Origin of the sequence: Thalassospira xiamenensis M-5 = DSM 17429 (genome assembly GCF_000300235.2) — a bacterium.
GTDB lineage: Bacteria > Pseudomonadota > Alphaproteobacteria > Rhodospirillales > Thalassospiraceae > Thalassospira > Thalassospira xiamenensis.
In genome coordinates this window covers 1289264-1313889 of record NZ_CP004388.1, presented here as the reverse complement: position 1 = coordinate 1313889, position 24626 = coordinate 1289264, and the positions used below count along the sequence as shown (strand labels likewise).

Here is a 24626-nt window from a genome sequence, read left to right as displayed (position 1 = left end):
TCTTGGTGGCGCCGCCTTAGCGGCGGCGTCCACGCAATTTGGATTTCTTGATCAGGCCTTCATACTGGTGTGCCAGCATATGCGACTGGATCTGTGCTACGGTATCCATGGTTACCGTGACAACGATCAGCAAGCTAGTCCCACCAAAGTAGAACGGCACCGACCATTCGGCGATCAGAAGCTCTGGCAGGATACAGACAAATGCCAGATACGCTGCACCGATGACCGTCAGGCGGGTCAGGATGAAATCCAGATAGTTGGCGGTATTCTTGCCCGGACGGATGCCCGGAATGAAGCCGCCATGCTTTTTCAGGTTGTCTGCCGTATCTTCCGGGTTGAAAACAACCGCGGTGTAGAAGAAGGCAAAGAAGACGATCAGCGCGATATACAGACCGATATAAAGCGGCTGGCCACGGCCAAGCAGTGCTGTCACGGTGCTAAGCCACGCAGGCGCATCCGCACCGGCAGTGAACTGTGCAACCGACAGCGGCATCAGCAGAAGCGAGCTTGCAAAGATCGGCGGAATAACGCCAGCCGTGTTGATCTTGAGCGGCAGGTGCGAGCTCTGACCTTCCATGACCTTCATGCCGACCTGGCGTTTCGGGTACTGGATCAGAACACGGCGCTGGGCACGTTCCATGAACACGATGAAGGCAATGACGGCAATCGCCAGCACGATGATCGCAACGATCACCAGGGCGGAAATCGCGCCGGTACGGCCAAGCTCAAGCGTGCCCGCAATCGCGGCCGGAAGGCCCGCAACAATACCGGCGAAAATGATAAGCGAAATGCCGTTACCGATACCGCGCTGGGTGATCTGTTCGCCCAGCCACATCAGGAACATGGTGCCGCCAACCAGGGTCACAACCGCAGTAAAGCGGAAGAACATGCCCGGATCATGAACCGCAGAGCCGGATGAACCGCTCATGCTTTCAAGACCAACGGCAATGCCCCATGCCTGGATCGTGGCGATCACAACGGTCAGATAACGGGTATATTGATTAATCTTTTTACGCCCCTGTTCGCCCTCTTTTTTCATAGCCTCAAGGCTTGGCGAAACAGTGGTCATCAGCTGAATGATGATCGAGGCGGAGATGTAAGGCATGATGTTCAGCGCGAAGATGGTCATACGCCCAAGCGCACCACCAGCAAACATGTCGAACATGCCCAGGACGCCACCAGCATTCTGCTGGAAAATATCAGCAAGAATGGACGGGTCAACGCCGGGAATCGGGATATATGTTCCCAGACGGTAAACTATAAGCGCGCCCAACGTGAACCAGATGCGCTTTTTAAGCTCGGTTGCCTTCGAAAAAGACGACCAGTTCAGGTTCGCGGCAAGCTGCTCGGCGGCCGATGCCATGCACTTATCTCCCAATAGGCTAAAACTGGAGGGTCCGGTCCCGTAATCTTGGGAACCGGACCCTCACGTAGTCATAGAGGCTTATTCTGCGGTTTCTGCTGCGGCAACCGGAGCAAGAACCTTGACCGAGCCACCCGCTTTCTCGACGGCTGCGATAGCCGACTTGGAAGCACCGGTGATTTCGATGTTCAGTTTCGCTTTCAGTTCGCCTTTAGCGAGCAGACGCAGACCGTCTTTCTGCGGACGGGCCAGGCCTTTTTCGACCAGAACGTCGATGGTGACATTCGCACCTTCTTCAAGAACACCGTTATCAACGGCGGTCTGAAGGGTACCAAGGTTCACGACACCGAACAGTTTCCGGAACGGATTTTTAAAGCCGCGCTTCGGAAGACGACGGTAGATTGGCATCTGCCCGCCTTCGAAGCCATTGATCGCCACACCGGAACGGGACGTCTGACCCTTCTGACCTGCGCCAGAAGTTTTGCCTTTGCCCGAACCGATACCGCGACCGACGCGGGTGCGCGCCTTGCGGGCACCCGGGTTATCGGCAAGTTCGTTGAGTTTCATTAATCAACACCTTTTCGATCTGGGGGCCAATCAGGCCTCGTCCACGCGGACGAGGTGCTTGACCTTGGCGATCATACCGCGAACAGCCGGAGTATCTTCCAGCTCACGAGTCCGGTGCAGTTTGTTCAGGCCAAGACCCACAAGGGTCTGGCGCTGATCAGCCGGACGTCCGATCGGCGAACCCGTCTGGGTAACGCGAACGGTCGCTTTTTTCTTAGCAGCCATATCGAATTACTCCTTTTCGAGAACGGCGGCCGCAGCCGAACCGCTATCGCGACGGGCAACGATCTCGCCAACCTTCAGGCCGCGTTTTGCAGCGACCTGACGCGGTGAAGCGCCGTTGACCAGAGCGTCAAGAGTTGCACGGATAACGTTGTGCGGGTTGTTCGAACCGGTGCATTTGGACACGACGTCCTGAACACCCATGGTTTCGAAAACTGCGCGCATCGCACCGCCAGCAATGATACCGGTACCAGCCGGAGCAGAACGGAGAATAACCCGACCTGCACCAAAGTGGCCCTGCACATCGTGGTGAAGGGTACGGCCTTCACGCAACGGAACGCGGATCATGTTGCGCTTGGCTGCTTCGGTAGCCTTGCGGATCGCTTCCGGAACTTCACGGGCTTTGCCCGTGCCGTATCCGACGCGACCGCGCTGGTCACCGACGACAACCATTGCGGAGAAAGCAAAGCGACGACCGCCCTTAACGACTTTCGCGACGCGGTTGATACCAACCAGCTTGTCGACGAGTTCGTTTTCTTCACGGGCTTTCGGCGCCTGCTGCTGCTGTTGTGTATTCTGATTACGTGCCATGGTCGTGCTCCTTAGAAGTCCAGACCGCCCTCACGGGCGGCATCGGCCAGAGCTTTCACCCGGCCATGGAACAAATACCCGCCACGATCAAATACGACCGTTTTCACACCAGCGGCAACGGCACGTTCGGCAATAGCTTTACCGACCAGCACAGCTGCTTCGGCATTGCTGCCTTTGCCACCGAGATCTTTCTCGGCCGACGAAGCGCAGACAAGAGTCTTGCCTGCCAGATCGTCGATAATCTGTGCATAGATATGCGCGTTGGAACGGTGCACGCTGAGGCGCGGGCGACCGGCCGCTTTCTGGCGGATCGCAAAACGAACGCGGCGTTTGCGGCGCTCGAAGAGGTTTCTCGCGTTTTTCATCGTGCCAGTCCTTACTTCTTCTTGCCTTCTTTGCGCAAGATATACTCGCCTTCGTAACGGACACCTTTGCCTTTGTAAGGCTCCGGACCGCGCCAGCCGCGTGCATTTGCAGCGAACTGACCAACGAGCTGTTTATCTGCGCCAGAGATGGCGATAAGGGTCGGCTTTTCTGCGACGACGTTAAGACCCGCGGGGATCTCCATTTCCACGTCATGAGAGAAGCCAAGCTGCAGAACCAGTTTATTGCCCTGGACCTGCGCACGGTAACCAACACCGGTGATTTCCAGTTTCTTGGTGAAGCCGTCCGAAACCCCGGTTACGAGGTTTGCGATATTGGCGCGTGTGGTACCCCAAAGGGCACGGGCGCGCTTGGTATCGTTGGCCGGTTTCACGGTGATCTGGTTGTCATCCTGTGAAACAGTTACGTCCGAGGTCAGCGGCAGACGAAGCTCACCGAGCTTGCCTTTTGCACTGATCTGTTCTTCGGTCAGGGTGATGGTAACGCCGCTAGGCACGACCACCGGGTTTTTTCCTACTCGCGACATCGTTGGCCCTCCTTAGAATACCTTGCAGAGGATTTCGCCGCCGACATTCTGCTCGCGAGCCTCCTGATCCGACAGAACCCCTTTCGGAGTGGATAGGACTGCGATGCCCAAGCCGTTGTATACTTTCGGAAGATCTTTGATCTTCGAATACACACGACGACCCGGGGTCGAGACGCGGTCGATCTGCTTAATCACGCCTTCGCCCTCAAAATATTTGAGTTCGATGTTGATTTCGCTGACGCCCTTGCGAATTTCATTAATGCTGTAACCGCGGATGTAACCTTCGCGCTGGAGAACATCCAGCACACCGGTACGCAGTTTTGAAGCCGGCGAAGCAACGTTGGATTTACCAACGCGCTGACCGTTGCGGATACGCGTGAGCATATCGCCTACGGGATCAGTCATCGACATGTGATGTCCTCCTTACCAGCTCGACTTCACCATGCCCGGGATCTGACCACGCGAAGCAAGTTCACGAAGCGCGATACGGGACAGGCGGAATTTGCGATAGACACCGCGCGGACGACCGGAAACCTGGCAGCGGATACGCTGACGGATACGGGCCGAGTTACGCGGCAGCTGGGCGAGTTTGATCACGCACGCGATACGCTCTTCAGGAGAGGTCTCGCGATTGTTAATGACCGCTTTAAGGGCGGCACGCTTGGCAGCATGCTGCTTAGCCAGGCGCTCACGTTTAAGTTCGCGCTGAACGGCGCTTTTCTTGGCCATGGGCCAACCTCCAGTTAGTTTCCGAACGGAAGATCAAAGCCCTTGAGAAGGGCGAGAGCTTCGGCGTCGGACTTTGCCGTGGTGCAAATGATGATGTCCATCCCGCGGACCGAGTCGACTTTGTCGTACTCGACTTCAGGAAAGACGAACTGTTCCTTGAGGCCCATGGCAAAGTTGCCACGACCATCGAAGGATTTTTTGTTCAGGCCGCGGAAGTCACGAACGCGCGGAAGCGCGACCGAAACCAGACGGTCCAGGAACTCGTACATACGGTCGCGACGCAGGGTCACTTTACAACCGATGTTCATGCCTTCACGAAGCTTGAAAGCCGCTACCGACTTTTTCGCCTTGGTGAAGATAGGCTTCTGACCGGTGATGGCAGCGAGATCCGCAGCCGCACCTTCCAGCTTTTTGCGATCCTGGGTGGCGTCGCCGACACCCATATTGATCACGATCTTCTCGAGGCGCGGAACCTCCATGGAGTTCTCGTAGGAGAACTCCTTCTGGAGTGCGTCACGCACCACTTCTTTGTAATGTTCGCGCAGGCGCGTCATTTTTCCGTCCCTCAGTTGTCGATGACTTCGCCGCTGAGCTTCGCTACGCGAACCTTGCGACCATCATCGAGGGTCTTGAAACCGACGCGGGTCGGCTTGTTTTCTTTCGGGTCGACAATCGCCACGTTGGAAACGTTGATTTTCGCTTCCTTCTCGACGATGCCGCCAGCATCAGCACCGGTCGGACGCTGGTGACGTTTCACCAGGTTGATGCCCGAAACCAGAACTTTGTTCTCGGTCGGGAAAGCGGCGATAACTTCGCCGGTTTTCCCTTTGTCTTTACCCGTAAGAACAATGACGCGATCACCCTTTTTAATCTTGGCAGCCATTACAGCACCTCCGGGGCAAGCGAAATGATCTTCATGTAACCACGCGAACGGAGTTCACGGGTCACCGGGCCGAAAATACGCGTACCGATAGGCTCACCGTTCGCATTAATAAGAACGGCAGCATTACGGTCAAAGCGGATCGCCGAACCATCGGAACGACGAATTTCCTTTGCGGTCCGAACGATGACAGCTTTGTGTACTGCACCCTTCTTAACACGACCGCGCGGAATGGCTTCCTTGACGGAAACCACGATAACATCACCGACATTAGCGGTTTTGCGCTTCGAGCCGCCCAGCACCTTGATGCACTGAACACGGCGAGCGCCGCTATTATCGGCAACGTCCAGATTGGACTGCATCTGGATCATGGGTTTACCCCTTGACTATGGTTGGGCTGAGGACTCACTCCTCGACCACTACTTCCCAAGACTTCAATTTCGAGATCGGCCGGCATTCGCGAATACGAACGACGTCACCCGTCTTGAAGCGGTTCTCTTCATCATGCGCGTGGAATTTCTTCGACTTGCGCACATACTTTTTATACAGCGGGTGCATGACCTGGCGTTCCACACGGACCACCACAGTCTTGTCGTTTTTTGTCGAAACGACTGTCCCCTGCAATACACGCCTCGGCATGTGTCTTAACTCCTATGCGTGTCCAGTTAGGCCGCAGTAGCACCCTTCTCGTTTCCGAGAAGGGTTTTGATGCGGGCGATATCACGGCGGACCTTACGGACCTGCGCAGTGTTCTCGAACTGACCGGAAGCCTGCTGGAAACGCATATTGAACGATTCCTTACGCAGGTCGAGCAGCATCTGTTTTAGTTCATCAGCGCTTTTCGCGCGGAGATCAGCAATTTTCATCACTAATTACTCCCCTTCACCAAGACGCGTGACAAACTTGGTCTTGATCGGCAATTTTGCCGCTGCGAGCTCGAAAGCCCGACGTGCAAGATCCAGCGGAACACCGTCAAGTTCAAACATAATCCGACCCGGTTTTACACGTGCCGCCCAATATTCGACCGAGCCTTTGCCTTTACCCTGACGGACTTCAGCAGGCTTTTGCGATACCGGGAGATCCGGGAAAACGCGGATCCACACACGGCCTTGACGGCGCATGTGGCGGGTGATCGCGCGGCGGGCCGCTTCGATCTGACGCGCCGTTATACGCTCCGGCTCCAAGGCTTTCAAGCCATAAGCGCCGAAATTAAGTTCCGTACCACCTTTGGCCTCACCTTTAAGGCGACCCTTGTGTGCTTTACGGAACTTTGTACGTTTTGGAGAAAGCATCTCTCTATCTCCTTACTTACGACCTGAACCAGCCGACTCGAGCGCTTTACGCTCGGAAGCCAACGGATCGTGAGCCATGATTTCGCCCTTGAAGATCCAGACCTTCAGACCGCAGACACCATAGGTGGTGTGAGCTTCCGAAGTGCCATAATCAACGTCCGCACGCAGGGTATGCAGCGGAACGCGACCTTCACGGTACCATTCGGTACGAGCGATTTCAGCACCACCAAGACGACCAGCGGCATTAATACGAATGCCACCAGCACCGAGACGGATTGCGTTCTGAACCGAGCGCTTCATGGCGCGACGGAACGAAACACGGCGCTCAAGCTGCTGGGCGATGTTGTCAGCGACCAGCTTGGCATCGATTTCCGGTTTACGGATTTCGATGATGTTAACCTGCACTTCCGACTTGGTCAGTTTCTGCAGATCGTTCTTGAGCTTCTCGATGTCCTGGCCTTTTTTCCCGATCACAACACCCGGACGGGCAGAGTGGATCGAGATGCGGGCTTTTTTCGCCGGACGTTCGATAATCACCTTCGAAACACCCGCCTGTTTCAGACGGTCGAAGATGTATTTACGGATCGCCAGGTCTTCATGAAGAAGGCCAGCGAAATCGGCCTTGTTGGCGTACCAGCGGGAATCCCACGTGCGGTTGATGCCAACGCGTAAACCGATCGGATTTACTTTCTGACCCATTACTCGGCCTCCTCACGTTCGCAGACGACGATGCGCATGTTGGAGAACGGCTTGATGATCTTGCCGACGCGACCGCGTGCGCGGGCCCGCCAACGTTTCATCACGAATGCCTTACCAACAGTCGCCTCTTTGATAAAGAGACGGTCAACATCGAGCTGGTGGTTGTTCTCGGCATTAGCGATTGCCGATTCCAGCAGCTTTTTGACGTCCTGCGAAATGCGTTTGTTGGAGAAGGTGAGCTCTGCCAAAGCAGCCTCTGCCTTCATACCACGGATCGACTCGGCGACGAGGTTGAGCTTACGCGGGGAAATGCGTACTGCCCGGAGCGAAGCCGCAGCCTCGTTGTCCGCCAGCCGACGGATGTCAGCTTTTTTACCCATCGTTACTTCCTCTTCGCCTTCTTGTCGGCCGCGTGACCATAGTAGGTACGGGTCGGCGAAAACTCACCGAACTTATGACCGATCATATCTTCGTTCACAAGTACCGGCAGAAACTTCTGGCCATTGTAAACCCCAAAGGTGAGGCCTACGAATTGCGGCAAAATCGTCGAGCGCCGCGACCAGGTCTTGATTACCTCATTCCGGCCTGAAGCACGGACTGTTTCGGCTTTCTTAAGAAGGTATCCGTCTACAAACGGACCCTTCCAAACGGAACGCGCCATAGTCTAGCCTCCTCCGTTAGCTCTTATGACGACGGCGCATGATGAGCGCGTCAGTCTTTTTGTTCGAGCGGGTACGTTTGCCCTTGGTAGGCTTGCCCCACGGCGTAACCGGGTGACGACCACCCGAAGTGCGACCTTCACCACCACCATGCGGGTGATCGATCGGGTTCATGGCAACACCACGAACCGAAGGACGCTTGCCAAGCCAGCGATTGCGGCCTGCTTTACCAAGGTTTGTGTTCTGCTGGTCCTGGTTGGACACGGCACCGATGGTAGCCATGCATTCACCACGAACCAAACGTACCTCACCGGAGGACAGCTTAAGCTGGGCGTAACCCTGGTCCTTGCCGACAAGCTGCACATAGGTGCCTGCCGAACGTGCGATCTGACCACCTTTACCGGCTTTCAGTTCGACGTTATGGACGATGGTACCGACCGGAATATTCTTCAGCGGTGCGGCATTACCCGGCTTAATGTCTACGCGTTCGGCTGCAACAATGTTGTCGCCGACAGCAAGACGCTGCGGTGCGAGGATGTAGGCCAACTCGTCATCGGAATAACGAACCAGGGCGATAAACGCCGTGCGGTTCGGATCATATTCCAGACGTTCGACCGTACCAACGACATCAAACTTGGTGCGTTTGAAGTCGATAATGCGGTAACGACGCTTGTGACCACCACCAATACGGCGGGCGGTGATACGACCAGAGTTGTTACGGCCACCTTTCTTGCGAAGACCTTCGGTCAACGCTTTGATCGGCTTGCCCTTGTGGAGATCGGAACGATCGACAAGAACCAGCTGACGGCGACCAGGAGAGGTTGGTTTAAACTTCTTCAAAGCCATGTCTTAGATTCCCGTCGTCACGTCGATGGACTGACCCTCTTCGAGGGTAACCATCGCTTTCTTGAAATCGCTCCGGCGACCGACAGTACCGCGAAAACGCTTGGTCTTGCCTTTTACCACAGAGGTATTGACCGCCTTGACCTTCACCCCGAACAGACCTTCCACAGCAGCCTTGATCTCCGGCTTGGTGGCGTCGATCGCAACTTTGAACGCAACGGCGTTGTGTTCAGAAATCAGCGTCGACTTTTCAGTGATATGCGGGGCGCGGATGACTTCGTACATCCGCTCTTTGCTGATGATCGTCATTTGAGACGTGCCTCCAACGCTTCGACCGCACCCTTGGTCAGCACCAGGGTGTCACGGCGCAGGATGTCATAGACGTTAGCACCAATCTCTGGCAGCACATCAACCTGCGGGATGTTGCGCGCAGCGCGTGCAAAGCCCTCATTGATCTGCGCACCGTCAATGATCAGTGCAGATTTCCAGCCGAGCTTAGCGAAAGCAGCGACCAGATTCTTGGTTTTGGCGTCCGAGAATTCCGCGGAGTCCAGAACGATAAGCTTACCGTCCTTTGCTTTGGCCGACAGAGCGGTTTTCAGCGCGAGCTTACGGAATTTCTTGGTCAGATCGTGCGAATGATCGCGAACACGCGGACCATGCGCTACACCACCACCACGGAACTGTACGGCTTTACGGGAACCGTGACGTGCACCGCCACTGCCCTTCTGACGTACGAACTTTTTCGTGGTCGCAGAGATCTCGCTTTTTTCCTTTACCTTGTGGGTACCGGCGCGGCGTTTTGCCAACTGCCAGTTCACCATGCGGTGCAGGATGTCACGACGAACGTCCAGACCAAAGATCTCTTCTGCGAGATCGATGTTACCGGCCTTGGACGCGTCAAGTTTAAGAATGTCGAGCTTCATGATGCTTATTCCTTATCCTCGGCGGCAGCTTCTTCAGCAGCCGGGGCAGCACCCTTTAGCGCGGCCGGGAACGGCAGACCTTCCGGTGCAGCACGTTTCACGGCATCCTTGACAAGGACATAAGCGCCTGCATGACCCGGGACAGCACCGTGAACCAGAACAAGACCCTTTGCTTCGTCGGTAGAGACGATTTTAAGGGACTGAACGGTTACGCGCGCCGCACCCATATGACCAGCCATCTTCTTACCTTTGAAGACGCGGCCCGGATCCTGGCACTGACCAGTGGAACCATGCGAACGGTGCGATACAGACACACCGTGCGACGCACGCAGACCACCGAAGTTATGGCGCTTCATCGCACCGGCAAAACCTTTACCGATGGAGGTGCCGATGACGTCAACGTACTGGCCTTCAACAAAGTGGGTTGCCGAAAGTTCGGCACCGACTTCGATCAGCGCATCTTCGCTAACGCGGAATTCAGCAAGTTTGGCTTTCGGCTCAACCTTGGCTTTTGCAAAGTGACCGCGCATCGGCTTCGATACGTTTTTCACTTTTGCTTTGCCATAGCCAAGCTGAACAGCAACGTAACCGTCGGTGTCGCTGGTACGATTAGCAACGACCTGAAGGTTATCGACTTTCAGAACGGTGACAGGAAGGTGCACGCCTTCGTCCGTGAAGACGCGAGTCATGCCAACCTTCTGGGTAATAAGTCCACTACGCATTGCGGCTTACTCCCGATTAAAGTTTGATCTCGACGTCGACGCCTGCAGCCAGGTCGAGCTTCATCAGAGCATCAACAGTCTGGGGAGTCGGGTCGACAATGTCGAGAAGACGCTTATGCGTACGGATTTCGAACTGCTCACGCGATTTCTTATCGATGTGCGGAGACCGCAGAACAGTGTATTTCTCAATGCGGGTCGGCAGCGGAATCGGGCCGCGGACCTCTGCGCCAGTGCGCTTCGCCGTATTGACGATCTCGCGCGTGGACTGATCCAGCACGCGATGGTCAAACGCCTTCAGGCGAATGCGAATGTTCTGACTATCCATGTAATTATGTACCGGAGCCCTCAAAAGGACACCGGCCCCTCAACTGGAGTTGACGATTGCCGCAAAAGTGTTGCGGGCGGCTTACATAGCCGCCCGCTTCACAAAGATCAAGAGAAAATTACTCGATGATCTTGGCAACAACGCCCGCGCCGACGGTACGACCGCCTTCACGGATTGCGAAACGCAGACCTTCGTCCATTGCAATCGGTGCAATGAGGGTCGCGGTCATCTGGACGTTGTCGCCCGGCATAACCATTTCCGTGCCTGCCGGCAGCTCGATCGAGCCGGTGACGTCAGTGGTACGGAAGTAGAACTGCGGACGGTAGTTCGAGAAGAACGGCGTGTGACGGCCACCTTCATCCTTGGTCAGGATGTAGGCTTCTGCGGTGAACTTGGTGTGCGGCTTGATCGAGCCGACATGCGCCAGAACCTGGCCACGCTCGACGTCTTCACGTTTGGTGCCGCGCAGCAGCGCGCCAATGTTGTCGCCAGCTTCACCCTGATCGAGCAGCTTGCGGAACATCTCAACGCCGGTGACAATCGTTTTGACGGTGTCTTTGATACCGACGATTTCGACTTCTTCACCAACCTTGACGATACCGGTTTCAACACGACCGGTCACAACCGTACCACGACCCGAGATCGAGAACACGTCCTCGATCGGCATCAGGAACGGACGGTCTTTCGGACGTTCCGGTGCCGGGATGTAGCTGTCAACAGCTTCCATCAGCTTCAGGATCGCTTCTTTGCCAATCGCGTCATCACGACCTTCAAGGGCAGCAAGAGCCGAACCTTTGACGATCGGAATGTCATCGCCCGGGAAGTCGTAGGACGACAGAAGTTCACGGATTTCCATTTCGACGAGTTCGAGGAGTTCCTCGTCATCGACCTGGTCAACCTTGTTCATGAACACGACGAGGGCCGGAACGCCAACCTGACGTGCAAGCAGGATGTGCTCGCGGGTCTGCGGCATCGGGCCGTCAGCTGCCGAAACAACCAGAATGCCGCCGTCCATCTGTGCCGCACCGGTGATCATGTTCTTGACATAGTCAGCGTGGCCCGGGCAGTCGACGTGCGCATAGTGGCGGTTCGCCGTTTCATATTCGACGTGCGCGGTCGAGATCGTGATACCACGAGCTTTCTCTTCCGGCGCTTTGTCGATCATGCTGTAGTCCTGGAACGATGCGCCGCCGCTCTCTGCGAGAACTTTGGTGATCGCTGCGGTCAGCGTGGTTTTACCGTGGTCAACGTGGCCGATGGTGCCAACGTTCACGTGCGGTTTTGTACGCGCAAATTTTTCTTTAGCCATTTCTAACTCCGTTTATTCTGGCTTCGCCTTAGCCGGCCGACTTGGCCTTGACTTCGTCCGCAACTGCCTGCGGGACGTCGGCGTAATGATCGAACTGCATCACGAACTGGGCACGGCCCTGGGACATGGAACGCAGCGTATTGACGTAACCGAACATGTTCGCCAGCGGGACAAACGCGCTAACAACGCGTGCAATACCACGGGAATCCATGTCACGGACCTGACCACGGCGACTGTTAAGGTCACCAATGATGTCGCCCATGTATTCTTCCGGCGTCACAACTTCGACATTCATGATCGGCTCGAGAAGCTTCGGACGAGCTTTCGCAAGACCTTCACGGAATGCGGCACGAGCTGCGATTTCGAAGGCCATCACGCTCGAGTCAACGTCGTGATACGCACCGTCGGTCAGGGTGACCGAGAAGTCGGTGACCGGGAACCCGGCGATCACACCGCTGTTAAGCGAGGTTTCAAGACCCTTGGCAACACCCGGAATGTATTCCTTCGGAACGTTACCGCCAACGACGGTGTCCTTGAAGGAGAACCCGCTGCCCGGTTCACCCGGGGTGAAGGTCAACTTGATACGTGCGAACTGACCCGAACCACCCGACTGTTTCTTGTGGGTGTAATCGATGTCGACTTCCTGGGAAATCGTCTCACGATAAGCAACCTGCGGCGCGCCGACGTTTGCTTCGACTTTGAATTCACGCTTCATGCGATCGACGATGATGTCGAGGTGAAGCTCGCCCATACCGGAAATGATGGTCTGGCCGGATTCGTGGTCGGTTTTGACGCGGAACGACGGATCTTCCTGTGCAAGACGTGCAAGGGCGAGACCCATTTTCTCCTGGTCGGCTTTCGATTTCGGCTCAACAGCGATCTCGATAACCGGATCCGGGAATTCCATACGCTCAAGGATGATCGGCTTGGCCGTGTCACAAAGGGTATCACCGGTGGTGGTATCCTTCAGACCGACCAGAGCAACGATGTCGCCCGAGCAAGCGTATTTGATTTCTTCGCGGTTGTTTGAATGCATAAGCAGCATACGGCCGATACGTTCTTTTTTCTCTTTGACAGAGTTCAGAACGTAAGAACCGGCTTCAAGCATACCGGAATAAATACGAACGAAGGTCAGGGAGCCAACGAACGGGTCGCTCATGATCTTGAATGCAAGACCGGAGAACGGTGCTTCGTCGTTCAGCGGACGTGAGTCCGGCTCGTCTTCGGTGCCCGGCTTGATGCCGCGCACGTCTTCGATGTCGTCCGGAGCCGGCATGTAATCGATGACGGCATCAAGAAGCGGCTGAACGCCTTTGTTCTTGAACGCAGTACCGCAAAGGACCGGAACCAGTTCGCCTTTCAGCGTACCTTTACGGATGCACTTCTTGAGAACTTCCTCGGACGGCATTTCGCCTTCGAGGTAAGCTTCCATGGCAGCTTCGTCACACTCAACAGCCTGTTCGATCAGAGCTTCACGGTACTCTTCAGCCTGGTCTTTGAGCGAATCGCGAATGTCGCGATATTCGAACTCGGCGCCAAGGCTTTCGTCTTTCCAGACGATTTCCTTGTTGGCAACAAGGTCGACAACGCCTTCGAATTCCATTTCGGAACCAATCGGCAGCTGCATGACAGCCGCGTTGGCACCGAGACGGTCTTTGATCATCTTGACGCAGCGGAAGAAGTCCGCACCGGTACGGTCCATCTTGTTGACAAAGCACATACGCGGAACGTTGTACTTGTCAGCCTGGCGCCATACGGTTTCGGTCTGCGGTTCAACACCGGAAACGGCATCGAAAACAGCGCATGCACCATCGAGAACACGAAGCGAACGTTCAACTTCAATCGTGAAGTCAACGTGGCCCGGGGTATCGATGATGTTGATGCGGTTATCTTTCCAGAAGCAGGTCGTCGCAGCAGACGTAATCGTGATGCCGCGTTCCTGTTCCTGTTCCATCCAGTCCATGGTTGCGGCGCCGTCGTGGACTTCGCCGATTTTGTAGGACTTGCCGGTGTAGAATAGAATTCGCTCGGTGGTCGTCGTTTTACCAGCATCGATGTGAGCCATGATGCCGATGTTGCGATACCGAGAGATCGGAGTACGTTGTACCATAATCGACTCTTGATCTTGAGGTCTGAATTACCAGCGGTAATGAGCGAAAGCCTTGTTGGCTTCGGCCATACGATGGGTGTCTTCGCGCTTCTTGACGGCCGAGCCACGGTTGTTGGCTGCGTCCATCAGTTCACCGGCGAGACGACCGACCATGGTCGTTTCGGAACGCTTGCGAGCAGCGTCAACCAGCCAGCGAATGGCCAGTGCCTGACGGCGCTCGGAACGAACTTCAACCGGAACCTGGTAAGTAGCACCACCAACACGGCGCGAACGCACTTCGACGTTCGGCTTGACGTTGTCCATGGCTTCATGGAACTGGGCAACCGGATCGGCACCCTTGCCTTCCATAACTTCCAGTGCACCATAAACGATCTTTTCTGCGGCGGATTTCTTACCGTCGAGCATAAGGCCGTTCATGAATTTGGTCAGAACCTTATCGCCATATTTGGCGTCAGGCAAAACTTCGCGCTTTTCAGCAGCGTGACGACGTGACATCTGAGCTGCTCCTTATTTCGGGCGTTTCGCGCCGTATTTCGAACGACGCTGTTTACGGTCTTTGACACCCTGCGTATCGAGGGTACCGCGAATGATGTGGTAACGCACACCCGGCAAATCCTTTACGCGGCCGCCACGGATCATGACGACAGAGTGTTCCTGCAGGTTGTGACCTTCACCCGGAATATAGCTGGTCACTTCGTAGCCGTTGGTCAAACGGACACGAGCAACCTTACGAAGTGCCGAGTTCGGCTTCTTCGGGGTCGTGGTGTAGACACGGGTGCATACGCCGCGTTTCTGCGGGCAGGCTTCCAGTGCCGGAACCATGTCGCGCTGGGTGCGCGGAGTCCGCGATTTGCGGATCAACTGGTTGATAGTGGGCATTAACTTTCCCTTTGTACTTTAACGGACGCCACAAGGGCGCTGCTCTATCGACGCACGACGAACGACCGCATGCCTTTGCAAAACCTGCAAACGCAAATACGGACCGCCCATTACGCAGGATCACCCTGCCCTCGACGGCCGTTAGAGTCGCACTCAAGCGACGGGGGGCAAAACCGCCCGCTGCCAAACAAAATGGCACCGACACAGCTACACCCCCCGAGATTCGGTGGGCGCATACTAGTGACGGCCCCATTTCGCGTCAAGCAAAACCCTGTGGGCCTTCGAGTTGGCGCTTCAAACGCCGAGGCGAACCGGTGCATCGATAGAAAATTCCCGGTTCGCCTCTGATTCTTTAACAAGCTTGCGCGGCGATATTACTCGCCGGCTGGCAAGGACGGGGACTCGGCACCGGCCTGCGGGCCGAAATTGTCGCCGATTTCCTCTTCTGCCTCGATCTGTACGTTCTTGTCGCGTTCGGCGGCAAGGGCGCGGAAGCGGTTCATCACCGCACCGGTACCTGCCGGGATCAGACGACCCACAATCACGTTTTCTTTCAGACCGATCAGGGTATCGGTTTTGCCCGATACGGCTGCTTCGGTAAGAACGCGTGTGGTTTCCTGGAACGACGCGGCCGAGATGAAGGAATGCGTCTGGAGCGATGCTTTGGTGATCCCCTGAAGGACCGGTGCAGCTTCGGCCAGTTCGCCGCCTTCTTTAACGGCACGTTCGTTTTCGGCATCGAAATCGACACGGTCGATGATTTCGCCAACCAGAAGCGTGGTGTCACCGGTTTTGGTCACTTCCACTTTCTGAAGCATCTGACGAACGATAACTTCGATGTGCTTGTCGTTAATCTTAACGCCCTGCAAACGGTAGACTTCCTGGATCTCGTTGACCAGGTAATCGGCCAGTGCCGGAACGCCCATGACGCGAAGGATATCGTGCGGAACCGGCGAGCCATCAAGCAGCTGGTCGCCCTTCTCTACGAAGTCCCCTTCCTGAACGGCAAGATGCTTGCCTTTCGGGATCATGTATTCAACCGGTTCGGTCAGACCACTGTCTTCAAGCGGGTGCACGATGACACGGCGCTTGTTCTTGTAATCCTTACCGAACTCGACACGACCAGCGATGTCGGCGATGATGGCGTGGTCCTTCGGCTTGCGTGCCTCGAACAATTCAGCCACACGCGGCAGACCACCGGTGATGTCACGGGTTTTCGACCCTTCGCGCGGAATACGTGCAAGCACGTCACCGGCGTTGACTTTCTGACCGTTCTCAACCGAGAGAATGGCATCAACCGACAGGAAGTAACGGGCTTCAAGGCCGTTATCCAGGTTGATGACCTCGCCGTTTTCGTTACGAAGCGTAACGCGCGGCTTAAGGTCGGATGCCTTCGGCATGCTCTTCCAGTCGATAACCGTTTTCGAGGCGATACCCGTCGCTTCGTCATAGACTTCGCGAATGGTTACGTTCTCGAGAAGGTCGACATAGTTCACATAACCTTCTTTCTCGGTGATGATCGGCAGGGTGTACGGATCCCATTCGGCCAGTTTCTGGCCGCGCGTGATCTGGTCACCGTCATCAGCAAGCAGTTTCGCACCGTACGGGACGCGGTATTTCGCACGTTCACGGCCGGTCTTGTCGATCAGCAGGATTTCGAGGTTACGTGCCATGACAATCATGACACCGCTCGAATTCGTAACGACAGCACGGTTCTTCAGTTTGACGGTCGCATCGAAGTTGGCTTCGACACCCGAAACTTCCGCACCACGCTGTGCCGCACCACCAATGTGGAACGTACGCATCGTAAGCTGCGTGCCCGGCTCACCGATCGACTGCGCGGCGATAACACCGACAGCTTCACCAATGTTCACCGTGGTACCACGTGCCAGGTCACGACCATAGCAATGGCCGCAAACGCCGGTTTCGGCATCACAGGTCAGGACCGAGCGGATACGCGCCATTTCGACGCCTGCTTTTTCGATCAGATCAAGGTGATCTTCGACAACCATTTCGTTCTTCGGAACGATGACTTCGCCGGTTGACGGATTGACAATCTCGTCAGCGGTGAAACGACCGAGGATACGATCAGACAGCGTCTCGATAACTTCGCCGGAGTCGACAACCGCAGCAATGTCGAGGCCACGTTCAGTACCGCAATCATGCTGGGTGATGATGCTGTCCTGTGCGACGTCGACGAGACGACGGGTCAGGTAACCCGAGTTCGCCGTTTTCAATGCGGTATCGGCCAGACCTTTACGGGCACCGTGGGTGGAGTTGAAGTACTCCTGCACGGTCAGGCCTTCTTTGAAGTTCGAGATAATCGGGGTCTCGATGATCGAGCCATCCGGTTTTGCCATCAGGCCGCGCATGGCAGCCAGCTGACGCATCTGGGCAGCAGAACCACGGGCACCGGAGTGCGCCATCATGTAAACCGAGTTCACATTGTCACCTTCTGCCGTTGCCGAGATGACTTTCATCATCGCTTCGGAAACGTCATCGGTGCACTGCGACCAGGCGTCGACGACCTTGTTGTATTTCTCACCGCGGGTGATCAAACCGTCCTGATACTGCTGCTCGTATTCCTTGACCTTGTCATGGGTCGCACCAACCAGGGTTTCCTTGGCTTCCGGAATGATCATGTCATCCTTGCCAAACGAAATACCGGCTTTGCACGCCCAGTTGAAGCCAAGACCCATCATGCGGTCAGCAAAGATAACGGTCTCTTTCTGGCCACAGTGACGATAGACGACGTCGATAACGTTCGACACGTCTTTCTTGGTCAGCAGCTTGTTGATGGTCGCGAACGGGATGCGCGGATGACGCGGCAGCAGTTCGGACAGCAACATACGACCCGCCGTGGTCTGAACACGGATGGTGATCGGCTCGTTGTTTTCATCGACGGTTTTGTAACGTGCATTGATTTTCGAATGCAGGGTCACAACACCGGCATCAAGTGCCTGTTCGATTTCAGCGATATTGACAAAGGACATGCCCTCGCCCGGCTGACCGTCGCGTTCCATCGAGATGTAGTACAGACCAAGGACAATATCCTGCGACGGCACGATGATCGGTTTACCCGAAGCCGGCGAAAGGATGTTGTTGGTCGACATCATCAGGGTACGTGCTTCAAGCTGTGCTTCAAGCGACAGCGGCACGTGAACGGCCATCTGGTCACCGTCGAAGTCGGCGTTGAAAGCCGTACAGACGAGCGGATGCAGCTGGATCGCCTTACCTTCGATCAGGGTAGGCTCGAAAGCCTGGATACCAAGACGGTGAAGGGTCGGTGCACGGTTGAGCATGACCGGATGTTCACGGATAACCTGTTCAAGGATATCCCAGACTTCGGCACGCTCTTTTTCCACCATACGCTTTGCAGCCTTGATGGTGGTTGCCATCCCGTACAGCTCAAGCTTCGCATAGACGAACGGCTTGAACAGTTCGAGCGCCATTTTCTTCGGCAGGCCGCACTGATGCAGTTTCAGGTTCGGACCAACCGTGATAACCGAACGACCGGAATAGTCGACGCGTTTACCCAGAAGGTTCTGACGGAAACGGCCCTGCTTGCCTTTCAGCATGTCCGACATCGATTTGAGCGGACGCTTGTTGGCACCGGTGATCGGACGACCGCGACGGCCGTTGTCAAACAGCGCATCAACCGATTCCTGAAGCATACGTTTTTCGTTACGCACGATGATATCGGGCGCACGAAGCTCGATCAGGCGCTTCAGACGGTTGTTACGGTTGATCACACGACGGTAAAGGTCGTTAAGGTCGGACGTTGCGAAACGGCCGCCATCCAGCGGAACCAGCGGACGCAGTTCTGGCGGAATGACCGGAATCACTTCAAGGATCATCCATTCCGGACGCGCACCGGACTCCTGGAAAGCTTCGATCAGCTTCAGGCGTTTGACCAGCTTCTTGCGCTTGGCTTCGGAATTGGTTTCCTTGAGGTCGATTTTCGCGGTTTCGCGTTCGTCATCAAGATCGATCGCTGCAAGCATGTCGCGGATGGCTTCGGCACCGATACCGGCACGGAAACTGTCTTCGCCATACTCTTCCTGTGCGGTCATGTACTGATCTTCTGAAAGAAGCTCACCCATCTTGAGCGGGGTCAGACCCGGCTCGATGACCACATAGTTTTCGAAATACAGAATGCGCTCAAGATCCTTGAGCGTCATGTCCAGCAGCAGACCCAGGCGGCTCGGCAGCGACTTCATGAACCAGATATGGGCAACAGGTGCCGCCAGTTCGATATGGCCCATACGTTCACGACGAACTTTGGCCAGAGTCACTTCGACGCCGCATTTCTCACAGATAATGCCGCGATATTTCATACGCTTGTACTTGCCGCACAAGCATTCGTAATCCTTCACCGGACCAAAAATGCGCGCACAGAACAGGCCGTCGCGTTCCGGTTTGAAGGTCCGGTAGTTGATGGTCTCCGGTTTCTTGATCTCGCCAAACGACCAGGAGCGGATACGCTCCGGGCTGGCGATCTGAATCCGGATCTGATCGAAGCTCTGGGTGCCCTGCGGCTGCCCGAAGATCTTCATCAACTCGTTCATAAAGGCTCTCCCGCTATGCCCGGTCTCGCCGGGTTTCGCCAATTTCAGGCCGAAAGATGCTTGATGGCGGACGGGTTACCCGAATGGTACCCGCCCGCCAAGCTCTTAAACGTCGTCTTGCTCAAGCTCGACATTGAGACCAAGCGACCGAAGTTCTTTAACGAGAACGTTAAAGGATTCCGGAATGCCCGCCTCGAAGGTGTCTTCGCCACGAACGATCGCCTCATAGACCTTGGTACGGCCTGAAACGTCGTCCGACTTGACAGTAAGCATTTCCTGGAGGGTGTAGGCAGCACCGTAAGCTTCGAGTGCCCACACTTCCATCTCCCCGAAACGCTGGCCACCGAACTGTGCCTTACCACCCAGCGGCTGCTGGGTAACAAGCGAGTACGGACCAATCGAACGGGCATGGATCTTGTCGTCGACCAGGTGATGCAGCTTGAGCATGTAGATGTAGCCCACGGTCACCTTGCGATGGAATTTCTCACCGGTACGACCATCATAAAGGTCGACCTGGCCAGAACCATCAAGGCCTGCTTTTTCGAGCATGCGAACCACATCAGGCTCACGTGCACCGTCAAAGACCGGGGTTGCCATCGGCACACCACGACGCAGGTTGTTCCCAAGCTCGATAACATCGCCATCGCTCAGCTCTTTGATGCCGGTGACGTATTGCTCGTCCTCGTACACTTCATTGAGCTTGCCACGCAGGCTGTCCATCTCGGCACGACCATCGGTAACAGCATCGACAAGCTCGCCGATCTGTTCACCCAGACCACGTGACGCCCAACCAAGGTGGGTTTCAAGGATCTGGCCGACGTTCATACGCGACGGAACACCAAGCGGGTTCAGAACGATATCGACAGGCGTACCGTCTTCGAGATGCGGCATGTCTTCCATCGGCATGATGCGCGATACGACACCCTTGTTCCCGTGACGGCCGGCCATTTTATCGCCCGGCTGCATTTTACGCTTAACCGCAACAAAGACTTTAACCATCTTCATCACGCCCGGCGGCAGTTCGTCACCAGCCTGAAGCTTGTCGACCTTGTCGTCGAAACGAGCCTGCAGAACAGCAATCGATTCCTCGAACTGTTTCTTCAGGGCTTCGATGTCGGACATGACACTGTCATCAGCAACGGCAATCTGACGCCACAGACCACGTGCAACACCCGCAAGGGCGTCTTCGGTGATCTCGCCATTCAGACCTTTCGGTCCATCGACCAGGGTCTGGCCAAGCAGCAGGTTTTTCAGACGACCATAGAAGTTGCGTTCCAGGATCGCACGTTCGTCATCACGGTCTTTTGCAAGACGTTCGATTTCGGAACGCTCGATTGCCAGGGCACGTTCGTCCTTGTCAACGCCACGACGCGAGAACACGCGGACTTCAACAACGGTACCGAACTGTCCCGGCGGGACACGCAGCGACGTATCACGGACGTCGGATGCTTTTTCACCGAAGATGGCGCGCAGAAGTTTTTCTTCCGGCGTCATCGGGCTCTCGCCCTTCGGCGTCACTTTACCGACAAGGATATCGCCCGGCTTGATTTCCGCGCCGATGTAAACAATGCCCGCCTCGTCGAGGTTTTTGAGCGCTTCTTCACCGACGTTCGGAATGTCACGGGTGATCTCTTCCTGACCCAGCTTGGTATCGCGGGCCATGACTTCGAATTCCTCGATATGGATCGAGGTATAAACGTCATCACGTGCGATACGCTCGGACAGAAGGATGGAATCCTCGAAGTTGTAACCGTTCCACGGCATGAACGCGACCAGCACGTTACGGCCGAGGGCAAGTTCACCCATATCGGTACACGGACCATCCGAGATGATGTCGCCTTTTTCGACAACATCGCCCACCTTCACCAGCGGACGCTGGTTGATGCAGCTGCCCTGGTTGGAACGCTGATATTTCAGCAGGGTGTAAATATCGACACCCGATTCCGAGGCGGCGATGTCACCGGTTGCGCGGATAACCATACGGGTCGCGTCAACAGATTCAACAACACCATCACGGCGTGCGATCAGGGTTGCACCCGAATCACGTGCCACCGGAACTTCCATACCGGTCCCGACATACGGCGCTTCGGAGCGGATCAACGGAACCGCCTGACGCTGCATGTTCGAACCCATCAGTGCGCGGTTCGCGTCATCGTTCTCAAGGAACGGAATGAGCGCGGATGCGACCGATACCAGCTGCTTCGGCGAGACGTCCATAAGGTCGATCTCTTCGGAGCGGGCCATATAGTGGTCACCGGCTTTACGGGTGTTGATCAGTTCGTTTTCGAAGCCGAATTCCTTGGTCAGCGGTTCGTTCGCCTGTGCAATGACATAGCGACCTTCTTCGATGGCCGAGAGATAGATGACTTCCGGGGTGACCACACCATCGACAACCTTGCGGTACGGGCTTTCGATGAAGCCGTACTGGTTGACGCGGGCAAAGGTCGCCAGCGAGTTGATCAGACCAATGTTCGGACCTTCCGGCGTTTCGACCGGGCAGATACGACCATAGTGGGTCGGATGAACGTCACGAACTTCAAAGCCTGCACGCTCACGGGTCAAACCGCCCGGTCCAAGTGCCGAAAGACGACGCTTGTGGGTGATTTCCGAAAGCGGGTTGGTCTGGTCCATGAACTGCGACAGCTGCGAAGAGCCGAAGAATTCACGAACAGCAGCCGCAACCGGCTTCGCATTGATCAGGTCATGCGGCATGACGTTGTCGATCTCGACCGAGCTCATACGCTCGCGGATCGCACGTTCCATACGCAGCAGGCCAACACGGAACTGGTTTTCCATCAGCTCGCCGACCGAACGCAGACGACGGTTGCCAAGATGGTCAATATCGTCGATTTCGCCACGACCATCTTTCAGGTCGATCAGAACGCGGACGACTTCCAGAATGTCTTCACGACGCAGAACACGAACCGTATCCGGGCATTCCAGATTAAGGCGCGCATTCATTTTCACACGGCCAACAGCCGAGAGGTCGTAACGTTCCGAGTCAAAGAACAGGCCCTTGAACATGGCTTCCGCACCCTCGATGGTGGGCGGCTCGCCTGGGCGCATGACGCGATAGATGTCCACAAGGGCTTCTTCGCGGTTGCTGTTCTTGTCAAGGGCAACGGTGTTGCGCAGATACGCACCGACATTGTTGTGATCGATCATCAGCAGACGAACGGTGTCGACACCCCATTCTTTCAGCTGCTCGAACACACCTTCGGTCAGTTCGTGGCCGGCTTCGGCAAGAATTTCACCGGTTTCACCGTCAATCTGGTCTTCTGCCATGAACCAGCCGTTAAGCTGTTCTTCCGGCACCAGGATGTGTTTGACACCCTGCTCGACCAGTTTGGCCGCCGAACGCTTGGTGATCTTGCTGCCTGCGGCGGCAACGACTTCACCGCTGTCGGCGTCAAGCAGGTCAAAGACCAGCTTCTGACCGATATAGCGATCTGCATTGAAATCGGTTACCCAACCATCCTTGGTGCGGCGGTATTCTGCCGACTCATAGTAATAGTTGAGGATTTCTTCAGGCGTCAGGCCTTCGATTTCCGACGGATCAACCGAGCGGCCTTCTTCGGCACGCTGGGCACGCAGGGCCTGGGACTCTTCGTTTTCAAGAGCCATAAGCAGCGTGGTCGCCGGCAGTTTGCGGCGACGGTCGATACGGACATACAGGATGTCTTTCGCGTCGAATTCGAAATCGAGCCACGACCCGCGATACGGGATCACGCGCGCAGCAAACAGGTACTTGCCCGAGCTGTGGCTTTTGCCCTTGTCGTGGTCGAAGAAGACGCCCGGCGAGCGGTGCATCTGCGAGACGATAACACGCTCGGTGCCGTTCACGATAAAGGTACCGTGTTCGGTCATGAGCGGCATGTCGCCCATATACACGTCCTGTTCCTTGATATCGCGGATCGAACGGGCACCGGTATCTTCGTCAATATCCCAGACAACCAGACGCAGTGTCACGCGCAGCGGCGCGGCAAAGGTCATGCCACGCTGACGGCACTCCTCGGTATCGTATTTGGGCTGCTCCAGCTCATACGACACAAATTCGAGGGTTGCGCGCTCTGAGAAATCTTTAATCGGAAAGACGCTCTTGAACACTTCCTGGAGGCCGGCATCGTCCCGCTGCTCCCGCGGGGTACCAGTCTGCAAAAACTTGTCGTAAGAATTCTTTTGAACCTCAATCAGGTTCGGGAGCGGAGCGACTTCGCTGATCCGTCCAAAGCTCTTGCGGATGCGCTTTCGACCGGTAAAGGACTTATCCATCATCGTTCCTTTAATCGCGCCTCCCCACACCGTCGTAACTCGTTCGTCCCCGTGCCATTATGCAGAAAGCATACAGCACAACGACGCCCGAGCCCCGTACGGGGCGGGCGTTCACTTGATTATGACCGTGGATGTTATGTGACATCCAACATGAATGAGATCACTGATCCCTCGGCTGTCGACGCCGTCAAAGATAACCTCTGACCTAAACGGCCTTACGTTATGTACGATTACCTTTGGCAGCGTCAACCGTAAATTTCCTTTTCGCGTCCCGACAGTCCGGACACCCATTGCCCGCACCGCAGAGACGGATAGGTCGGCGACCCGAAGGCCGCCGACCCAAACCTTGGCAAGAAGCCGTCGATTACTTGAGTTCGACGGTTGCGCCAGCTTCTTCAAGCTGCTTCTTGATCGACTCGGCTTCGTCTTTCGACGCGCCTTCTTTAACAGCTTTCGGTGCGCCTTCGACCAGGTCTTTGGCTTCTTTCAGGCCAAGACCGGTGATTGCGCGAACTTCTTTGATGACGTTGATTTTCTTGTCACCAGCAGAAGCCAGGATAACGTCGAATTCGGTTTTTTCTTCAGCAGCAGCACCACCGGCAGCAGCGCCACCAGCAGCAGCAACAGCAACCGGAGCAGCGGCGGAAACGCCCCACTCTTCTTCGAGCATTTTGGAAAGTTCTGCAGCTTCAAGAACGGTGAGCTTCGAAAGCTCTTCAACGAGTGCCTTAAGATCGGCCATTTGTATAAACTCCTAGGC

The 24626-nt window shown here is 55.8% G+C and carries 29 protein-coding genes; all 29 read right to left on the bottom strand.

Annotated elements, in window-relative coordinates; genetic code table 11:
- Positions 1-16: 16 nt before the first annotated feature.
- Positions 17-1363 carry a preprotein translocase subunit SecY gene (gene secY / locus TH3_RS06150; protein WP_007091487.1) on the bottom strand — a complete coding sequence of 449 codons (1347 nt, stop codon included), beginning with the start codon at positions 1361-1363 and terminating at the stop codon, positions 17-19.
- An 81-nt stretch (positions 1364-1444) separates the two neighbouring features.
- Positions 1445-1930 carry a 50S ribosomal protein L15 gene (rplO, locus tag TH3_RS06145; protein ID WP_007091488.1) on the bottom strand — a complete coding sequence of 162 codons (486 nt, stop codon included), beginning with the start codon at positions 1928-1930 and terminating at the stop codon, positions 1445-1447.
- A 30-nt stretch (positions 1931-1960) separates the two neighbouring features.
- Positions 1961-2155 carry a 50S ribosomal protein L30 gene (gene rpmD / locus TH3_RS06140; RefSeq protein ID WP_007091489.1) on the bottom strand — a complete coding sequence of 65 codons (195 nt, stop codon included), beginning with the start codon at positions 2153-2155 and terminating at the stop codon, positions 1961-1963.
- A gap of 6 nt (positions 2156-2161) precedes the next feature.
- Entirely contained in the window at positions 2162-2743 is a 582-nt protein-coding gene (gene rpsE / locus TH3_RS06135; protein WP_007091490.1) for a 30S ribosomal protein S5, read from the bottom strand.
- 11 nt (positions 2744-2754) lie between these two features.
- Positions 2755-3108 (bottom strand): 50S ribosomal protein L18, encoded by a 354-nt coding sequence (gene rplR / locus TH3_RS06130; RefSeq protein ID WP_007091491.1) that lies wholly within the window; start codon positions 3106-3108, stop codon positions 2755-2757.
- Positions 3109-3119: 11 nt separating this feature from the next.
- A complete protein-coding gene (gene rplF, locus TH3_RS06125) occupies positions 3120-3653 on the bottom strand; it encodes a 50S ribosomal protein L6 (protein ID WP_007091492.1) in 534 nt (177 codons plus the stop codon).
- A 12-nt stretch (positions 3654-3665) separates the two neighbouring features.
- Positions 3666-4064: a 30S ribosomal protein S8 gene (rpsH, locus tag TH3_RS06120; protein ID WP_007091493.1), complete on the bottom strand. Its 399-nt coding sequence runs from the start codon at positions 4062-4064 to the stop codon at positions 3666-3668.
- Positions 4065-4076: 12 nt separating this feature from the next.
- On the bottom strand, positions 4077-4382 hold the full coding sequence (rpsN, locus tag TH3_RS06115; RefSeq protein WP_007091494.1) for a 30S ribosomal protein S14: 306 nt from the start codon (positions 4380-4382) through the stop codon (positions 4077-4079).
- Positions 4383-4396: 14 nt separating this feature from the next.
- A complete protein-coding gene (gene rplE, locus TH3_RS06110) occupies positions 4397-4936 on the bottom strand; it encodes a 50S ribosomal protein L5 (protein ID WP_007091495.1) in 540 nt (179 codons plus the stop codon).
- 11 nt (positions 4937-4947) lie between these two features.
- Positions 4948-5265 carry a 50S ribosomal protein L24 gene (rplX, locus tag TH3_RS06105; protein ID WP_007091496.1) on the bottom strand — a complete coding sequence of 106 codons (318 nt, stop codon included), beginning with the start codon at positions 5263-5265 and terminating at the stop codon, positions 4948-4950.
- The gene (gene rplN / locus TH3_RS06100; protein ID WP_007091497.1) at positions 5265-5633 is read right to left on the bottom strand and encodes a 50S ribosomal protein L14; all 369 of its coding nucleotides are present in this window, start codon (positions 5631-5633) and stop codon (positions 5265-5267) included. Before rplN ends, rplX begins: the two co-directional genes overlap by 1 nt.
- Before the next feature lie 34 nt (positions 5634-5667).
- Entirely contained in the window at positions 5668-5901 is a 234-nt protein-coding gene (gene rpsQ / locus TH3_RS06095) for a 30S ribosomal protein S17 (protein WP_007091498.1), read from the bottom strand.
- 26 nt (positions 5902-5927) lie between these two features.
- The gene (rpmC, locus tag TH3_RS06090; RefSeq protein ID WP_007091499.1) at positions 5928-6128 is read right to left on the bottom strand and encodes a 50S ribosomal protein L29; all 201 of its coding nucleotides are present in this window, start codon (positions 6126-6128) and stop codon (positions 5928-5930) included.
- Between the two features lie 6 nt (positions 6129-6134).
- The gene (rplP, locus tag TH3_RS06085) at positions 6135-6554 is read right to left on the bottom strand and encodes a 50S ribosomal protein L16 (RefSeq protein ID WP_007091500.1); all 420 of its coding nucleotides are present in this window, start codon (positions 6552-6554) and stop codon (positions 6135-6137) included.
- Positions 6555-6566: 12 nt separating this feature from the next.
- Positions 6567-7253 carry a 30S ribosomal protein S3 gene (gene rpsC, locus TH3_RS06080; RefSeq protein WP_007091501.1) on the bottom strand — a complete coding sequence of 229 codons (687 nt, stop codon included), beginning with the start codon at positions 7251-7253 and terminating at the stop codon, positions 6567-6569.
- Positions 7253-7633 (bottom strand): 50S ribosomal protein L22, encoded by a 381-nt coding sequence (gene rplV / locus TH3_RS06075; RefSeq protein WP_007091502.1) that lies wholly within the window; start codon positions 7631-7633, stop codon positions 7253-7255. Before rplV ends, rpsC begins: the two co-directional genes overlap by 1 nt.
- Positions 7634-7635: 2 nt before the next feature.
- Positions 7636-7914, bottom strand: coding sequence for a 30S ribosomal protein S19 (gene rpsS, locus TH3_RS06070; protein WP_007091503.1), 279 nt, complete (start codon positions 7912-7914; stop codon positions 7636-7638).
- A gap of 16 nt (positions 7915-7930) precedes the next feature.
- A complete protein-coding gene (rplB, locus tag TH3_RS06065; RefSeq protein ID WP_007091504.1) occupies positions 7931-8758 on the bottom strand; it encodes a 50S ribosomal protein L2 in 828 nt (275 codons plus the stop codon).
- Positions 8759-8761: 3 nt separating this feature from the next.
- On the bottom strand, positions 8762-9064 hold the full coding sequence (locus TH3_RS06060) for a 50S ribosomal protein L23 (protein WP_007091505.1): 303 nt from the start codon (positions 9062-9064) through the stop codon (positions 8762-8764).
- A complete protein-coding gene (gene rplD, locus TH3_RS06055; RefSeq protein WP_007091506.1) occupies positions 9061-9681 on the bottom strand; it encodes a 50S ribosomal protein L4 in 621 nt (206 codons plus the stop codon). The genes TH3_RS06060 and rplD overlap by 4 nt, the downstream gene beginning before the upstream one ends.
- A 5-nt stretch (positions 9682-9686) precedes the next feature.
- Positions 9687-10403 (bottom strand): 50S ribosomal protein L3, encoded by a 717-nt coding sequence (gene rplC, locus TH3_RS06050; protein ID WP_007091507.1) that lies wholly within the window; start codon positions 10401-10403, stop codon positions 9687-9689.
- Positions 10404-10419: 16 nt separating this feature from the next.
- Positions 10420-10728, bottom strand: a complete 309-nt coding sequence (gene rpsJ, locus TH3_RS06045; RefSeq protein ID WP_007091508.1) for a 30S ribosomal protein S10 — start codon at positions 10726-10728, stop codon at positions 10420-10422.
- A 118-nt stretch (positions 10729-10846) separates the two neighbouring features.
- Positions 10847-12037, bottom strand: a complete 1191-nt coding sequence (gene tuf, locus TH3_RS06040) for an elongation factor Tu (protein ID WP_040059651.1) — start codon at positions 12035-12037, stop codon at positions 10847-10849.
- A gap of 28 nt (positions 12038-12065) precedes the next feature.
- The gene (gene fusA / locus TH3_RS06035) at positions 12066-14147 is read right to left on the bottom strand and encodes an elongation factor G (RefSeq protein ID WP_007092425.1); all 2082 of its coding nucleotides are present in this window, start codon (positions 14145-14147) and stop codon (positions 12066-12068) included.
- A gap of 27 nt (positions 14148-14174) precedes the next feature.
- Positions 14175-14642 carry a 30S ribosomal protein S7 gene (rpsG, locus tag TH3_RS06030; protein ID WP_007092426.1) on the bottom strand — a complete coding sequence of 156 codons (468 nt, stop codon included), beginning with the start codon at positions 14640-14642 and terminating at the stop codon, positions 14175-14177.
- 12 nt (positions 14643-14654) lie between these two features.
- Positions 14655-15026, bottom strand: a complete 372-nt coding sequence (gene rpsL, locus TH3_RS06025) for a 30S ribosomal protein S12 (RefSeq protein WP_007092427.1) — start codon at positions 15024-15026, stop codon at positions 14655-14657.
- A 374-nt stretch (positions 15027-15400) separates the two neighbouring features.
- Positions 15401-19594, bottom strand: coding sequence for a DNA-directed RNA polymerase subunit beta' (rpoC, locus tag TH3_RS06020; protein WP_007092428.1), 4194 nt, complete (start codon positions 19592-19594; stop codon positions 15401-15403).
- Between the two features lie 105 nt (positions 19595-19699).
- On the bottom strand, positions 19700-23866 hold the full coding sequence (gene rpoB / locus TH3_RS06015; RefSeq protein ID WP_007092429.1) for a DNA-directed RNA polymerase subunit beta: 4167 nt from the start codon (positions 23864-23866) through the stop codon (positions 19700-19702).
- Positions 23867-24230: 364 nt separating this feature from the next.
- Positions 24231-24608: a 50S ribosomal protein L7/L12 gene (rplL, locus tag TH3_RS06010; protein ID WP_007092430.1), complete on the bottom strand. Its 378-nt coding sequence runs from the start codon at positions 24606-24608 to the stop codon at positions 24231-24233.
- Between the last annotated feature and the right edge of the window lie 18 nt (positions 24609-24626).